The 16,477-nt window shown below is 69.1% G+C and carries 8 protein-coding genes; 2 read left to right on the top strand and 6 right to left on the bottom strand.

Translation table 11 applies throughout. The features are described from left to right. Positions 1-7: 7 nt before the first annotated feature. Complete coding sequence (locus tag B0920_RS04645; protein WP_078031385.1) at positions 8-2,062, bottom strand: TonB-dependent receptor; 2,055 nt, start codon at positions 2,060-2,062, stop codon at positions 8-10. Positions 2,063-2,248: 186 nt separating this feature from the next. Here B0920_RS04645 and B0920_RS04640 point away from each other — a divergent pair, with 186 nt between their 5' ends. Next, a complete protein-coding gene (locus B0920_RS04640) occupies positions 2,249-3,928 on the top strand; it encodes an AMP-binding protein (protein ID WP_078031384.1) in 1,680 nt (559 codons plus the stop codon). Here B0920_RS04640 and B0920_RS04635 read toward each other — a convergent pair whose 3' ends face one another. Together B0920_RS04635 and B0920_RS04630 are read right to left on the bottom strand one after the other, a co-directional pair. Further along, positions 3,929-6,466 (bottom strand): family 20 glycosylhydrolase, encoded by a 2,538-nt coding sequence (locus B0920_RS04635; protein WP_229455175.1) that lies wholly within the window; start codon positions 6,464-6,466, stop codon positions 3,929-3,931. Beyond that, complete coding sequence (locus B0920_RS04630) at positions 6,463-8,385, bottom strand: MFS transporter (RefSeq protein WP_078031383.1); 1,923 nt, start codon at positions 8,383-8,385, stop codon at positions 6,463-6,465. The genes B0920_RS04635 and B0920_RS04630 overlap by 4 nt, the downstream gene beginning before the upstream one ends. 303 nt (positions 8,386-8,688) lie before the next feature. On the opposite strand from B0920_RS04630, the gene B0920_RS04625 reads away from it, so the two are divergent. Continuing rightward, positions 8,689-9,450: a DUF1080 domain-containing protein gene (locus B0920_RS04625; protein WP_078031382.1), complete on the top strand. Its 762-nt coding sequence runs from the start codon at positions 8,689-8,691 to the stop codon at positions 9,448-9,450. A 31-nt stretch (positions 9,451-9,481) separates the two neighbouring features. On the opposite strand, the gene hmpA is transcribed toward B0920_RS04625, so the two are convergent. The 3 genes from hmpA to B0920_RS04610 form a co-directional block, all read right to left on the bottom strand. After that, the gene (gene hmpA / locus B0920_RS04620) at positions 9,482-10,696 is read right to left on the bottom strand and encodes an NO-inducible flavohemoprotein (protein ID WP_078031381.1); all 1,215 of its coding nucleotides are present in this window, start codon (positions 10,694-10,696) and stop codon (positions 9,482-9,484) included. Between the two features lie 159 nt (positions 10,697-10,855). Next, entirely contained in the window at positions 10,856-13,264 is a 2,409-nt protein-coding gene (locus tag B0920_RS04615) for a glycoside hydrolase family 3 N-terminal domain-containing protein (RefSeq protein WP_078031380.1), read from the bottom strand. Positions 13,265-13,368: 104 nt separating this feature from the next. After that, positions 13,369-16,308 (bottom strand): TonB-dependent receptor, encoded by a 2,940-nt coding sequence (locus B0920_RS04610; RefSeq protein ID WP_078031379.1) that lies wholly within the window; start codon positions 16,306-16,308, stop codon positions 13,369-13,371. Positions 16,309-16,477 lie beyond the last annotated feature (169 nt).

Below are 16,477 nucleotides of genomic sequence, written 5' to 3'. Positions count from 1 at the left end.
CCCAGGCTCACAGCTTGAAGCTCAGCGACAGGTAGGCCGCGCGCCCCGGCCCCGGCGAGAACATGGCCTGGGCCTCGGCGGCGGGCCAGAAGAAGTTGTCGTACCAGGCGTATTCGTAGCGCCGGTCGGCCAGGTTCTTCACCTGCAGGTCCAGGTTCACGCGCTCCGACAGCGCGTAGCGCAGGCTGGCGTCGAACAGGACGAAGCCGCCGAACTTGCCGGCCGCGTTGGCGTTGTCGATGTAGTAGCTGCCCTGGGCCCTGCCCTGCAGCCCCGCGCGCCAGCGCTCCGAGAGGCGCAATTCGGCCCCGGCATTGGCGATGTAGCGCGGGGTCGAGAACACCTCCTTGCCCGCCAGCGAAGCGCCATCGGCGCCGAAGGCGCTCACCACCTCGGCCTTCTGCAGCGAGTGCGAGGCCCACAGCGCGAGCGTCTTGCTTACCCGCCCGGACCATTGCAGGTCGAGACCTTCGCGCCGGGTGCGTCCCAGGCCCACCGTGGTGCCGGTGGAAGGCATGTTCGCGACCTCGTCCTCGGCGTCCTGGCGCCACAGCGCCAGCCGCAGCTCGCTGGCGGCGCCGGGCTTGAACTTGATGCCGACCTCCTTGCCGGTGTTGGTGGACGGCGCATAGGCGGCCTGGCCGGGGACCAGGTAGGCCGGCCCGCCCGAGCCGGTCAGGATCTGGAAGGTCCGTCCCCAGTTGGCGTACAGGCTGAGCGCAGGCAGCGGGCTGTACACCATGCTCAGCTTGGGCTGCCTGATCCAGCCATAGTCCTGCAGCGCGGCGCTCGCGCCGGTCCGGTTGAAGGTGTTGCGGCCGGTGAAGCGGTCGACGCGGTAGCCGGGGACGATCTTGAGCGAGTCGAAGGGCGTCAGGACCGCCTGCGCGTAGGCGCCGAGGTTGTTGAGGGTATAGCTGTCGTCGTTCTGGACCGCGGCCGGGCTGCCGAAGTCGGTCGGCAGCGCGAACGCGAAGCGGTAGCGGCGGTAGCGGTTGTCCTGGCGCTCGGTATTCACGCCGCCGTCGAGCGTGACGCGTGGGGCGACGCGCCAGGTCAGGGTGCTCATGAAGCCCAGCTGGTCCTCGTCCCACAGGCGGCGCTGGCGCGGCGCGGTGCCGAGCGGGTTGCTGGTGAAGGTGACCCGGCGGTCGTCGTGGTAGCGGTTGGTGTAGAGCTTACTGCTCAGGAAGGCGTCCGGCCCGATCTGCCAGTCGAGGTGGGCGCTCGCGTGGTGCATCTCGCGCTTGCTCCGGTCCCGCGCGTTCTTGGGCGGCGACTGGTCGCGGTCGGCGGCCAGCTGGGCGGCGGTCAGGAAGCCCGGCTCATCCGCCTGGTGGCGGTAGCTGCGCAGCACCAGGCCCGCGCTGAGGCGCCGGTCGCTGGAGCTCAGGAACCATTTGGCGCCAAGCGTATGCTTGCCCGAGTCGCTGTGCGCGCGGTGGCCATGGCTGTCCTGCCTTGCCACCATGTAGTTCTGGGCGAAGCCGTCCTGCTCGCGGCCGACGGCCAGTTGCAGTTCGCGGGTGTCGAAGCTGCCGGCGCTGACGCGCCCGTCGAGGTAGTTGCCGCCCTGGCGCGTGTTGAAGTTGATGTTGCCGCCGATGTTATGCAGGCCATAGCGCGGGTCGTTGGTGCCGCGCACCACTTCGATGCTGTCGATCTCCAGCGGAAAAATCATGTCGATGAAGCGCTGGTTGCCGCTGTTGACGTTGCTCGGCACCCCATCGATCAGCACCTTGATGCCGTTGATATAGCCTTCGCCGTTGAAGGCGCGGAAGCTGGCCTTGCCCGATTCCGCGCCCATGCGGGTCTCGGTCAGCTGCACCCCGGGCAGCTGGCCCACCAGCTCCCAGCTGTTCATGACGTTCTTGTCCTCGACCTTGTCCGCGCCCAGCACGTCGACCGAACTCAGGACGCTGGAAGCACGCAGCGGCCCGCCGGCGCGCTGGGCGCTGACCCGCACCTCGCCCATCACGACGACCGGATCGGTGGCCTGCGCCCCGGGGGCGCACAGGAACAGACCGGCGGCGAGCGCCGCCGGCGCAGGAGTGCATGGCATGTCGAAGCTCTCTTGTCTGATAAGGATCCCAATTATGCAATAATGAGAACTCATTATCAACAAGAAGCGATGTCCATGTTTTCTTTACGAGGCGAGTATCCAAAACGAATGGCGCTACGGCCGGCCTGGCGCGTGGCGGAGGCTGCGCCGGTTCTGCTAGAGTTTCCCAAGAAACGAGGAGACGACATGCCCGAGAACCTGAGCTATGTGCACGGCGCCCACGATGTGCCGCTGATCGGCGACACCATCGGCCCTTTCCTGAGGAAGGTCGCCGCGCGCCACGGCGAGCGCGAGGCCCTGGTGGTGCCACACCAGGACGTGCGCTGGACCTACCGCGAGTTCGACGAGCGCGTGACGGCAGTGGCGGCCCGTCTGCTCGCCATCGGCCTGCAGCCGGGCGAACGGGTCGGCATCTGGTCGCAGAACTGCGCGGAATGGGTGCTGGCGCAGTTCGCCACCGCGCGCGCCGGGCTGGTCCTGGTCAACATCAACCCGGCCTACCGGCGCGCCGAGCTCGAATACGTGCTGGCCAAGGTGGGATGCGCCTGCCTGATCCTCTCGCCCGCCTTCAAGTCCAGCGACTACCTCGCCATCCTGCAGGACGTGGCGCCCGAGATCGGCGCCAGCGAGCCCGGGCGGCTGGCCTGCGCGCGCCTGCCGGCGCTGCGCCACGTGATCCGGCTCGGCGCCGAACGCACGCCCGGGATGCTGAACTTCGACAGCCTGCTGGCGGCGCCGGACGAGGCGCAGCGCGCCCGGCTTGAGGCCGTCGAGGCCGCGCTGCAGTTCGACGAGCCGGTCAACATCCAGTTCACCTCCGGAACCACCGGCGCGCCCAAGGGCGCCACCCTCACCCACCACAACATCCTGAACAACGGCTTCTTCGTCGGCGAGGCGATGCGCCTCACCAGCGCGGACCGGCTGTGCATCCCGGTCCCGCTCTACCACTGCTTCGGCATGGTGCTCGGCAACCTCGCCTGCGTGACCCACGGCGCGGCCATGGTCTTCCCGGGCGAGGGTTTCGAGCCGCAGTCGGTGCTGGCCACGGTGCAGGCGGAGCGCTGCACCGGCCTGCACGGCGTGCCGACCATGTTCATCGCCCTGCTCGACCATCCGGACTTCGCCCGCTACGACCTGTCGACCCTGCGCACCGGGATCATGGCCGGCTCGCCCTGCCCGGCCGAAGTGATGAGCCGGGTGATCGCCAGGATGCACATGGCCGAGATCACCATCGCCTATGGCATGACCGAGACCTCGCCGGTCAGCTTCCAGAGCGCGGTGGACGACCCTGTCGATCTGCGCGTCTCGACCATCGGCCGCGTCCATCCTCACCTCGAGGTCAAGATCGTCGACCCGGACGGGCGCATCGTGCCGCGCGGCGTCAAGGGCGAGCTGCTCACGCGCGGCTATTCGGTGATGCTGGGTTACTGGGACGACGAGGAAAAGACGCGCGAGGCCATCGACCGCGCCGGCTGGATGCACACCGGCGACCTCGCCGTGATCGACGCCCAGGGCTACGCGGCCATCGTCGGCCGCGCCAAGGACATGGTCATCCGCGGCGGCGAGAACATCTATCCGCGCGAGGTCGAGGAATTCCTGTACCGGCATCCGAAGGTGCTGGACGTGCAGTGCGTCGGCGTACCGGACGCGAAGTACGGCGAGGAACTGTGCGCCTGCATCGTGCTGCGGCCCGGCATGCAGGCGGACGAGGACGAGATCCGCCAGTTCTGCCAGGGCCAGATTGCGCACTACAAGATTCCGCGCTACGTGCGCTTCGTGCCCGGTTTCCCCATGACGGTGACCGGCAAGATCCAGAAGTACCTGCTGCGCCAGCAGGTGGCGACGGAACTCGGGCTGGCCGGCTGATCAGCGCGCGTCGATGCTGGCGATCGCGCCGCGCCGGCCATTGCGGTCGAAGGCGGCCACGCGGATCCTGCCCTTCTCCAGGATCGGGCCCGCTACCTCCTTGCTGGCGGGCGTCGGATCGCTGCCGTCGCTGGTATAGCGCAGCACCATCCCCGGCAGCAGGTGGTTGGCGAGCACCCGGCCCTTGTCCAGCACCAGTCCCGGCGGGGCGATGCGGTAGGCGACCCTTGAGCCGTCCAGGTCCAGGCGCGGCAGCACCCGCTGACCGAGGGCGTTGACGAAGCCCGTCCAGGCGGCGCGGTGCAGCGCGGCGGCCTTGGCCGGATCCTTGGCAGTGGCCCAGCCGGGGTCGGCCGCCCAGGCCCGCTCGGCCAGGGCCAGCATGCGCGGCATCAGCATGTAGTCGATCCGTGCCGGGTCGCGCACCGCTTCCGTGAACAGCGTCGCCTGGATGCCGAGGACGCGGCGCTTGCCGTAATCGGTGAGGCGGTCCTTGCCGGCGCGGGCGGCCTCCGGCATGTCCCGCATCAGGTCGAAGGGCACGAAGTCGTACACGGTGTCGAGGTCGACGTAGGCGCCCCAGTTGACGCCGTGCTCCTCGGGGTTGGGGTTGCGCGCCATGTCGAAGTACATGCGCGTGACCGGCGCGAGCACGATGTCGTAGCCGGCGTTCGCCAGCCGGTAGGCCAGGTCCTCGGCGCCGGTGGTGTTGTTCCAGACATAGGCGACGAAGCCCTGGCGGGTGAAATAGGGGTTGGGGATCAGCTTGGGCGCGCCGTCCAGCGTGGTCTTGCGCGCCGCCAGTTCCTCCCACCCGGCGGTCCGCAGCCCGTGCTTGCGCACGATGGCGTCGACGCGCTGGTAGAAATAGTCCCACAGGTCGGCGCTGCTCTTGAGGCCTTGCTTACGCATCATGGCCAGGCTGGCGGGCGACTTTTCCCAGGCCCCGCTGGCCAGCTCGTCGCCGCCCATGTGGATGGTCCTGAGCGGCACGCCGGCCTCGCGGTGCAGCGCCGCCACCTCCTTGACCACATGCTCGATGAAGGTGTAGCTCGACTCCAGGCCCGGATTGATCACGTTGTCCCTGAAGTACTGGGCGGAGACGTACTCGGAGCGGTCCTCCAGATCGTTGAGCAGGTAGCGCGCGGCATCGCGCCTGCCCTCCCCCTGCAGCCGGCGGTAGCGCGCCTCCATCGCCTGCACGGCGGCGCGCGCGTGGCCGGGCATCTCGATTTCCGGGATCACCTCGATGTGGCGGGCGGCCGCGTAGCGCAGGATCTCCTTGTAGTCCTCGCGCGTGTAATGGCCGCTGCCGGCGGCATCAACCGGGTCGGGCCCGGACCCATAGGCCGGCGGCAGGCGCAGGCCGGGCCTGGCGCTGTGGCCGCGCACCGCGCCGATCGCGGTCAGCTCCGGCAGGCCGGCGATCTCGATGCGCCAGCCCTCGTCGTCGGTCAGGTGGAAGTGGAACTTGTTCAGCTTGAAGCGCGCCATCAGGTCGAGCCACTTGAACACCGTTTCCTTGCCATGGAAGTTGCGCGCGACGTCGAGCATGAAGCCGCGGTAGGCGAAGCGCGGCGCGTCGACGATCTCCAGTTCCGGAAGGGACGGCGAGACGGCGCCCGGCAGCGGCATCAGCTCGCGCAGGGTGTGCAGGCCATGGGCGACGCCGGCGGCGCTGTTGCCGACGATTTCGATGCCTTCGGCGGCCCTGACCGAGAGCCGGTAGGCTTCCGGCGAATCCTGGCCCTCGACCCTGCCGACCGCCAGGCGCAGCGGCGGCCCCTCGCCCGCCGGCAGCCCGGCCGGGAACAGCGAGCGCGCCAGCGCCGCTTCCGTGGCCAGGGCCGGTCCCGCCGCGATGCGCGGCCGGGCCGCGAGCGCCAGGCGGCCGGCGCCGGGGCGCAGTTCCAGCGGCGTCGGCAAGACCGGCGGCACCTGGTCGGCGGGCAGCAGCCCGGCGCGGGCGTTGCGCCAGTAGGTGTCTTCCGGCGTCACCGCCGCATGGGGACTGCCGACCTTGCCGCGCTGGGGCGGCTCGCTCAAGGGCGTGACCGTGTAGCGCAGCGGGACGCCCGTCTCCGGCGCCGCGTCGTACACCAGATAGGGCGCGGCCGGGGAACGCGAAGGCATGAACACCGAATCCGGATGGCGGTAGGAGAATTCCAGCGTTTCTCCCGCTGCCAGGCCCTGGAAGGCCGGCGTCGGGCGCAGGCGGAACAGGCCGCCGGCGACCGGCTCGATCACCAGGCCGTTCGACTGGGCGCCGGCCGGCATGCGGTCGATGCCGCTGAAGTAGATCGACCATGCGGACGCCGGCAAGGCGCGGCTGTCGCCATTGCTCAGCACGAAGCGGGCCGGCGAACCGCCCTGGGCCAGTTGCGGGCCGGCCGGCGCCCGCTGCATTTCCCAGCGCAGCTGCAGCCTGGCGGGGTCCGCGACGCCCTGCGCCACGGCACTGGCCGCAGCCAGGGGCGCAGCCAGCGCCGCCATGAAGAGCAGCGCGCTCGCGCCCCGCGACATCGTCTTGTTCGTCACATCCCTCTCCCTGTGCGCACCCGGCCGCGCCCGGCCGCGCCCGGACGCGCGAATACCCGTTCGATCTCTTCCAGCGACTTGCCCTTGGTCTCCGGCAGGAAGAAGGCGGCCGTGATGAAGTACACCGCGGTGCAGGCGGCCCAGAACAGGAACATCATGTGGAAGCCGTAATTGCCGACGATGGGCAGGAAGGCGCCGGCGATCAGCGTGCCGGTGCCCTGGTTGATCAGGAGGGCCACGCCCATGCCCACCGAGCGGATCCGGGTCGGCATCAGCTCCGACAAGGCCAGCCAGACGCACACGCCGGGGCCGATCGAGAACGCGGCGATGAAGCCGGCGATGCACAGGGCCGCCAGCAGCCCGCTGTCCTTGTCGGGGATCGGCGTCACGCTCGCGCGCACGATCTCGAGCGGCGCGCCCGTCAAGCCATCGGCCTTGATCGCGATGCGCTGGGACAGGTGGACGCGGCGCGCGGCGTCGAGGGTGGCGCGCGCCTCGGGCGCGAGGCCGGCGATCAGCGGCAGCGCCGCCTCCGCCGCCGCCGGGTCGCCGCGCCCGGCCCAGGCGTCCCTGGCCCGCGCCAGCAAGGCCTGCTGCTCGCCCGGCAGGCTGCGCACCAGCGCCTGCTCGCGCGCCAGCACGGCCTTGGCCTCCGGCGTGGGCGTATAGGCTTCGGCCACCTGCTGCTTGTCGCCGAACTGGTAGAGCACGGTCAGTTGCACCGGCCCCCTTGCGGACTGCGCGAAGCGCGCGTCCAGCAGGTTCAGGTCGAGCGCATTGCCGCGCACCAGCGCGCTGACCTCGGCGCGCACGTCGACCCGCTGCGACTCGAAGCGGTGGAACAGCAGCGCCAGCAGGCAGAGCGAGACCATGATGCCGGCGGTGCCGATCTTGAGCAGGAATACCCTGCCTTTGCGCTCGACCAACATGATGGCGAAGACCGTCATCACCATGTTGAGGATCTTGATCGCCGTCCCGTAGCCAGCCGCGCTCACCGGATCGAGGCCGGCGTGCTGCAGGATGGTCGACATGAACTGGAGGATCGAGTTGATGCCGGTGGCCTGGTTGCAGCCCAGGATCACGCAGGCCAGCACGAAGGGCAGCACGTAGCGGCGTTCGGTCAGCATCTCGGCCAGGGCGGCCACGCGTCCCGGCCTGGGCCGGCTTTGTTCTTCCGCCAGGGCGGCCCGGATCTCGGCCAGCTCGGCCTGCGACTGGTCGGCCGGGCGCAGTTTCGCCAGCACGGCCGCCGCCTGGCTGTCGCGCCCGCGCCGCATCAGCCAGCGCGGCGATTCGGCGACGAACAGGCAACCGAGCAGGAACAGGCTGCCCGGGTAGAGCACCGCGAGGAACATGCTGCGCCAGGCCCGGTCGGCGGCGGCCGCCACCGCCACGGCGTCGTTGCCGGCGGCCTGGATCGCCAGCTCGGCGTTGCCCAGGTAGTGGTTGCCGATGAAGGCGGCCAGCACGATGCCGGCGGTGAGCGCGAACTGGAACAAAGCGAGGCCGCGTCCGCGCTGGTCGGCCGGCAGGCACTCGGCCATGTAGAGCGGCACCACCACCGCGATCACGCCGCCGCTCAGGCCCTGCAGCAGGCGCCCGAGCATCAGCGGGACGAAGGACTGCGACAGGTAGATCACGGCCACGCTGCCGACGAAGAGCAGCGCGCTGACCACCATCATCGGCCGGCGCCCCAGCCAGTCCGCCAGCATGCCGGCCACCACCGACCCCAGGATGGAGCCGCCCATCACGGCCGCCACCACCAGCGAGAGCTGGGCTTCGCTCAGGCTGGTGGCCCGGTGCAGGTAAGGCAAGGCGGGATCGATGATGCCGATGTCGATCCCGTACAGGAGTCCCCCGAGTCCGCAGACCGCGGTCAGGAACAGCAGATGCATGCGTTGCTGGGTGTGCGTCGACATTGCGTGCCCCGGTTGCGCCCTTGACAGGGCTGTCATGTGGTTTAACCACATATCTTAATCGCAACATTGACGGCGCAGGCAAGGATTCGCTGTCCGGGACGCAGTTTAGCGGGGAAATGCGCAACGGGACTGGCGCGGCTCATTCACTCTGGGTAGGTCAGCGCTCGACATGCTGCCTCTGCGCACATGCGCCGCCCCCGGCGGCCCCGTTCCGGCCGCCGGTCCAGCTGATCAGGGCCCATGCCGGCCTGTACGGACCGCATGCTATGCTGCTCCCCTCTCTTGGATGAGGATGGTTCGACGATGATTGCAAAAACCTGTGTGGCGGCATGCGCCGCAAGCCTGGCTTTGGGCGCCCTCGCCCAGCAGCAGCCCGTCCAGGACCCGGCGGCGACCGAGGTGTGGTCGCCGGAACCGAAGCGGGTGGTCCCCGGCGGACCGGCGTCCGCCCCCTCGGACGCGATCGTGCTCTTCGACGGCAAGGACTTGCGCGAATGGGTCTCGGCGGACGCGCCCGACAAGCCCGCCGGCTGGACCGTCGCCGATGGCGCGTTCAGCGTGCGCGGCGGCAGTGGCGACATCCAGACCCGGCGCCTGTTCACCGACTACCAGCTCCACCTCGAATGGCGGGCGCCCACCACGCTCGCCGGCGCCGGCCAGGCCAGGGGCAACAGCGGCCTGTTCCTCGCCTCGACCGGCAAGGGCAGCGGCTACGAGCTCCAGATCCTCGACTGCGCCGACAACAAGACCTATGCCAACGGACAGGCCGCCAGCATCTACAAGCAGCACATCCCGCTGGTCAACGCCTGCGCCGCCCCCGGCCAGTGGCAGAGCTACGACGTGATCTGGACTGCGCCGCGCTTCGCCGCCGACGGCGCCCTGCTCTCGCCCGCCTACGTCACGGCGCTGCACAACGGGGTGCTGGTCCAGCACCACGTCGCCCTGCCGGGCGAGACCCTGTATGTGGGCAAGCCGTCCTACCGCAAGCACGGCCCGGCGCCGATCAAGCTGCAGGACCACGGCGACGCCGTCAGTTTCCGCAACGTCTGGGTGCGCCCGCTCTGAGCAGGACCGTGGCCGGCGGGCGTGGCCGGTTTCACTGCGCGAACAGGTCCGGGCCGAACACCTCGTAATGCACCCGGGTCTCCGGGATGCCGCGCGCAGTCAAGGCGTCGTGCTGCTTGCGCATGAAAGGAATCGGACCGCAGATGTAATAGTCGGCGTCGGGCCGCAGGATGGCGTCGGCCACGGTGTCGAGGTCGACCATGCCGGCGTAGTCGAAATCCCTGCCCGCCTGGTCGCGCGGCAGCGGCTGGTCGTAGAAGATGATGACCTTGAAGTTCGGATGGCGCGCCGCGGTCGCGCGCAGGTGGTCCTTCATCGCGTGCACCCCGCTGTTGCGCGCCCCATGGACGAACACGATCTCGCGTCCCGGCGACTGCAGCACCCGGTTGAGCATGCTGATCATGGGCGTGAGGCCGACCCCGCCGCTGATCAGGACCACCGGCGTGCTGGCGTTGACGTCGATGAAGAAGTTGCCGTAGGGCGGCGCGAGCTGGAGGCGGTCGCCCACCCCGACCTCGTCGTGCAGCAGGGTCGAGACATAGCCCTTCTCCTCCGGCACGGCGCCCTCCTCGCGCTTGACCGAGATTCGATAGCTGCGCCCGTTCGGGGCGTCCGACAGGCTGTACTGGCGGATCTGCTGCAGGCCGAGGCGCGGCACCGCGATCCTGAGGCTGATGTATTGTCCGGGCTCGAAATCGGCCAGCGCGCCGCCGTCGGCCGGGTCCAGCACGAAGGAGGTGATGACTTCGCTCTCGGCCTGTTTGGCGGTGACGATGAAGTCGCGCCAGCCGACCCAGCCGCCCGAGACCTCGCCCCGCTGCGCGCGCAGGGTGCGCTCGCGCGCGATGAGGATGTCGGCCAGTTCGCCGTAGGCCTGGGCCCAGGCGCCGATGATCGCATCGGTCGCCGCCACGCCCAGCACGGCCTTGATCGAGGCCAGCAAATGCTCGCCGACGATCGGGTACTGCTCCGGCCGCACGTCCAGGCTGGCGTGCTTGTTGGCGATCCCCTCCAGCACCGCCGCCAGGCTGGACGGATCCTCGATGTTGGCCGCATAGGCGTACACCGCGCGCGCCAGGGCTTCCTGCTGCTCGCCGCGCTCCTGGTGGCGCATGTTGAACACGTTCTTCAGTTCGGGATGGGCGGACAGCAGGCTGCGGTAGAAGTGCCGGATGATGTCGACACCGTGTGCGGCGAGGACCGGCGCCGTGGCCTTGACGATGTCCTTGGTCTCTTGCGTCAGCATTGCCAGCCCCCTTCCCTGTGCGAGCTCCGGATACCCGGCGGCGCAAACTACTCTACACCAGGTCGGGGGCCCGTGGCCGGCCCCGGCGCCCCTTCACCGTCGGCAGGAAGAGGGCCGGCTCTGCCTTGTTGCAGAGCCGTGGGAAGGCGCCGCTTGCGCTCAGACAACCGTCAGCGTGGTCTTCTTGAGGTCCACGCTGTTCGGGCCCGTGAACACGGTGAAGCTGCCGCGCTCCACGACCCGCTTCATGTCCGCGTTATAGAACTGCAGGTCGGCCGGCGTGATCGTGAACACCACCGTGCGCGTCTCGCCCGGCGCCAGGCTGACGCGCTGGAAGCCTTTCAGCTCCAGCAGCGGACGGGTGACCGAGCTGACGTCGTCGCGGATGTACATCTGCACCACCTCGTCGCCGCGCAGCTTGCCCACGTTGCGCACCTGGACCCTTACCCTGGTGCTGCCGTTCGGCGCGATGCGCGCCTGCTCCAGCGTCGGTTCCGAGAGCTCGAAGCGGGTGTAGGACAACCCGTAGCCGAAGGGGTACAGCGGCGTCGCAGGGCCGTCGATGTAGCCGCGGCGCGAGCTCGGCTTGCGGTTGTAGAACATCGGCAGCTGGCCCGGGTCGCGCGCGATCGTCACCGGCAGCTTGCCGCCCGGGTTGGCGCGGCCGAACAGCAGGTCGGCCACCGCGTGCCCGGTCTCCTGGCCCAGGTACCAGCACTCGAGCAGGGCGTCGGCGCGCTCGGCCAGCAGATTGGCCGACAGCGGACGCCCGTTCAGCAGCACCACCACGGTCGGCTTGTTGAGGGCGAAGATGGCGCGCGCCAGGTCGTTCTGCTGGCCGATCAGGTCGAGCGTGATGCGGTCGCCGAGGTGGTTGTCGGCCCAGGCCTCGCGCGCGGTCTGCTCGTTATCGCCCAGGACCATGACGATGGTGTCGGCCGAGGCGGCCGCCTTGACCGCCTCGGCGATCAGGCGCGCATTGACTTCCGGCTTGGTGAACCTGATCTCGTCCTGGCCCCAGATCCGCTCCTCGGTCAGGCGCACGCCTTCCGAGTAGGACAGCGAAAAGCCCTGGGCCCGCGCCTCCTCCTGCAAGCCATCGTAGACCGAGACCACGCGGCGCGGGATGTCCGAATAGCCGCCGATCGGCGTGTCCCTGGCGTGGGTCCCGATCAGCAGCATCTTGCCCACCTTGGCCGGCTGCAGCGGCAGCAGACCCTTGTCGTTCTTGAGCAGCACGGCGCTGCGCTGGGCCGCCTTGCGCGCCAGCGCGATCGATTCCGGGGTCGCGGTGCGGGCGGCGGCCCCGGCGGCGTCGGCATAGGGCTGCTCGAACAGGCCGGCTTCGAACTTCAGCCTCAGCACGCGGCGCACGCAGGCGTCGATCTCCTGCATGGCGACGCGGTTCTCGCGCACCAGCTCGACCAGGCTCGGGTAGCCCAGCGGATCCGGCGTCTCGATGTCGACGCCGGCCTTGAAGGCCTGCAGCGCCGCTTCCTTGGGGCTGCCGGCCAGGCCGTGGCGCGACACCAGCTCCGCCACCCCCATGTAGTCGGACACGGTGATGCCGTCGAAGCCCCATTCCTTGCGCAGCACCTCGGTCAGCAGCCAGCGGTTGGCGTGCGAAGGCAGGCCGTCGATCTCGTTATACGAGGGCATGACGGCGGCGATCTTGGTTTCGCGGATCAGCTTCTCGAAGGGCGGGAAGAAGATCTCGCGCAGCGCGCGCTCGCCGACGTTGGCCGGGCCGATGTTGGTGCCGCTCTCGGGCTGGCCGTGGCCGGTCATATGCTTGAGGGTCGCGTAGACCTTGTCCCTGGCCAGCGGCAGCGTGTCGCCGGAGAAGCCGAGCACCGCCGCCTTACCCATCTCGCCGGCCAGGTGCGGATCCTCGCCATAGGTCTCCTCGATGCGGCCCCAGCGCGGGTCGCGCGCCACGTCGACCACCGGCGCCAGCGCCAGGTGGGCGCCACGCGCGCGCATCTCGCGCGCCGCCACCGCGCACACCTCGGTCACCAGTCCCGGGTCGAAGCTGGACGCAAGGCCGATCGCCTGTGGGAAGTTGGTCGCCTCGCGCGCCGTGTAGCCGTGCAGGGCTTCCTCGTGCATCAGCACCGGGATGCCGAGCCGGGTGCCCTCGACCGCCCACTTCTGCACCGCGTTGACGTAGTCGGCGGTTTCGCGCGGGCCGCGGTTCTCCACCTCGCCGGCGTCGCCGGCCGCGCTGGCCTTGCCGACCCGCCGGTCCGACGGGCGTCCCAGCATGCCGAAGCCGTGCGGATAGGCGGCGGCCGCCTTGGCGCCCGAAAAACTGGTGTCCTCGTTCTGGATCGCGGCCTTCTTCTGCCACACGCACAGCAATTGCCCGACCTTCTCCTCGAGGGTCATGCGCCCCAGCAGGTCCTCGACCCGCGCAGCGATCGGCGCCCTTGCCTGCTTGTAGACGGCGTTGGCCTCCGGTTTGCCCGGAGCGGCGGCGGCCGTCGCCGCGAACGGCACGCCCGCCACGCCTGCCATGCCGGCCATGCCGCCGACCGAGGCCAAGAATTCCCTGCGCTTGATACCCATCTGCTACGTCTCCTTGTGGTGTTGTCATGTGCCCCCGCGCCGCCAGGCGCCGGGGCGTGTTATCCGCCGCAGCTTGTCCGCCGCGGCGAAAGGCGCCGCGCCGCTCAGAACCTCCCGCGCAGGCCGATCGCGAGCGTCCGTCCCGGCTTGTAGCTGTTGAAGGTCGCGTTCGGGAACTGGAAATAGGTGCGGCGCACGGTGTCGGTCAGGTTGACCACGTCGAAGGTCAGGGTCGGCAGGCCGTCGCGGTCGAGCAGGCTGGCCAGGTCGAGGCTGGACGAGAAATCAAGCTGCTTGAAGTCGTCGCTGAACAGCGCCGCCGAGGCGATGCCGTTCTGGTTCAGGCCCGACACCTGGCTGCCCTCCGAGTAGGTGTGCGAAAGGCGCGCCATGAAGCCGCGGTTCTCGTAATAGAACTGGAAGTTGTTGCTGCGCTTCGGCACGCCGAGCGCGACGAAGCCCTGGGTGCCCTCGCCGCTGGCTTTCTGGTCGATCAGGGTCAGGGTCTCGGAGAAGCCGAAGCCGCGCCACGGCAGCAGGCGGTCGAGCGGCTGCACCCAGCCCAGCTCCAGGCCGGTGATCTTCAGCTTGCCGCCGGCGTTGCGCTGGGCGGTCATCACCACGGTGGCCTGGTCCGGGCCGCCGCGGGTATCGAGCGCCTGCTGCTGGGTCGGTGTCAGGCTGGCATAGGTCACGCCGTACTGGGCCAGGCTGGAGAAAGGCTGCGTGGTGCTCTGGTTCACGGTGAAGCCGTTCAGCTTTTTCTGGAACACCGTCGCCGCGATATAGCCTTCGCGTCCGGTGTACCACTCCAGGCCCAGGTCCAGGTTATCCGACAGGTAGGGCTCCAGGTTGGGGGCGCCCAGGCTGCCGATATCGGCCGAGGGGTTGGAGAAGTTGATGCCGGGACGCAGGGCGTCCGGATTGGCCCGGGTCATGGTACGCGAAGCCGAGGCGCGCAGCACCAGGTCCTTGGCCAGGTCAAGGGCGGCGCTGGCCGAAGGCAGCGTATTGTTGTAGGTCTTGTCGACGTAGACCCACTGGTTCACGTTCGGGAAGGGCGGCGTGCCGGCCGGCAGGTTGGCGTTGCGCGGGTCGGCCACCGAGTTGTAGGCGCCGACGCTCTGCTCGGTCCGCACGTAGCGCACGCCTGCGTTGTAGCGCAACTGGCGTCCGGCGAGCTGGGTCGTGCCGTCGACCTGCAGGAAGGCGCCGTGGGTCTTTTCCTGGATGAAGCCGGTGGAGGCGCCGGTGTTGGAGGCACCGGTGATCGGCGCCTCGGCCAGCAGCTGGGCGTAGTTGGTGTCGGCCGCGAAACGCGCCCAGTCCACTGCGATCAGGCCGTTGGGGCCGCGGGTCAGGTATTCGCCGACCCGGGCGCCGACCGTGCCCGCGCCCTGGCAGTTGGCGACGCCGCCGCAGATCAGGTTCTGCCAGGCGGTCGAGTTGTCGCGCGCGGTGATGCGGCGCAGTATGTCGTCGTAGGCATAGCCGCCCGTGAGCTTGAAGTCGCGATCGCCCCAGCTCAGGTCGGTGCGCAGGCCCTTGGTGCTGGTCTCGCGCTTTTCCTGCTGCAGGTTGACGCGCCCGCCCGCCGAGGTGTCGAGCAGGAAGCTGGCCGGGTTGCTGACGTCGCGCGAGCTGGCGATGGTCGGCACCGCGCCATTGGTGAAGGTGACGGTGGTGCCCGAATTCGGCGCGGTCACCGGCAGCACGGTCGGCGATTCGCGGGTGAACTCGGACTTGGTGTAGTTCAGCTGGGCGTTGAGCTTGAGCTTGTCGCCGATGTGCCATTCCATGCCCGGGTTGATGCCCTTCAGGCGCACGTCCTCGAGATAGGGCCGGTACTCGGCGAAGAACTGGGCGTTGGCGAAGGTGCCGCTCTCCACCACGCAGCCGGCCGCGCAGTCGCTGCGGTCGACCTTCATGTTGAGCGGAATGACGGCGCCGTTGCGGCCGATCCAGGCGGTGTCGATGCGCTGCAGGTCGTTGTCCTTCTCGCTGTACATCGTGTCGACGTAGAAGTGCAGGTCCGCGTTCGGGCGGAACTCGCCCGACAGGATCGCAGTGACCTTGTCCTTGTCGCCGTACTGCGCCATCCCGCGCCCGAGGCGCGGAATCAGGGCGTTGTCGATCTGCTGGATGGACAGGCCGGGGTTCTGCGCGAGCAGGAAGGCCTGGTCGATGGGCGCGCCCGGGCTCAAGCCGTTGCCGGCGTTGCTGGGCACCGTGGCCGGGATGCTGAAATTGCCGCCGCCGGTGTTGTTGCGGGTCGGGCTGGGGTTCTGGGCCGCGCTCAGGTTGGGGTTGGTGAAGCCGATGGTCTCGTAGCCGGTGGTCAGGACCTTGGACTTGCTCCAGGCGACGCCGCCCAGGATGCCCCAGGTGTTGTCCCAGGTCTTCGAGGCCAGGACCGAGCCGCGGTTGCCCCACTTCTTGGCCACGGCATTGCGGGTGCCGCCCAGGTTGACGGCGGTATAGCTGCCCTTGCGGTCGAAGGGGCGCGCGCTGCGCATGTCCACCACGCCGGCCGCGCCGCCTTCGAGCAGGGAGGCGCTCGGGCTCTTGCTGACCGTGAGCTTGGTGAACAGGTCGGTGGGCAGCAGGTCGAGGTCGACCTCGCGGTTGGTGTTCTGGCTGTCGGTGCTGCCGGTCGAAGCCACCGCGACCGGGGCGCCGTTAAGCAGGATCTTAGTGAAGCTGGTGCCAAGGCCGCGGATCTGGACGTTCACGCCCTCGCCGCTGATCTCGCGCGACACCTGCACGCCGGGAATGCGGTTGAGCGACTCGGCGATGTTCGTATCGGGGAATTTGCCGAGGTCCTCGGCGAAGATCGAATCCTGGAAGCCGGTCGCTTCCTTCTTGTCGCGCGCCGAGGATTCAAGGCTGCCGCGGTAGCCAGTCACCGTCACGGTCTGGACCGGCGTGAGCTCGCTTGCCTGCTGGGCCCACGCCGCCGGAACCAGCGAGGCGAGCAGGGTGAGTTGAATGATGCGACCGCCGGCCCGGATGCACGGCCGTACGTTGACGTCCTGATATTGCATGCCTGTCTCCTCGTTATTGTCGTATTCACCACGATGTTACGAACATTTTTTCTACGAAAAATGGTAACGCAACCATCCGAGTCTAAGTCGCGAAAATGTGGCTTGTCAACGAATAAATAAGGAATCGACACAATCAGGGCCGGGCTCTCCGCGCGCGGCCGCATTGGCC

It is taken from the genome of Massilia sp. KIM, from assembly GCF_002007115.1.
In the GTDB taxonomy this organism is placed as follows: Bacteria; Pseudomonadota; Gammaproteobacteria; order Burkholderiales; family Burkholderiaceae_D; genus Telluria.
Note: the sequence above shows the minus strand (reverse complement) of the source record. Positions and strands in the feature narration are given on the sequence as shown.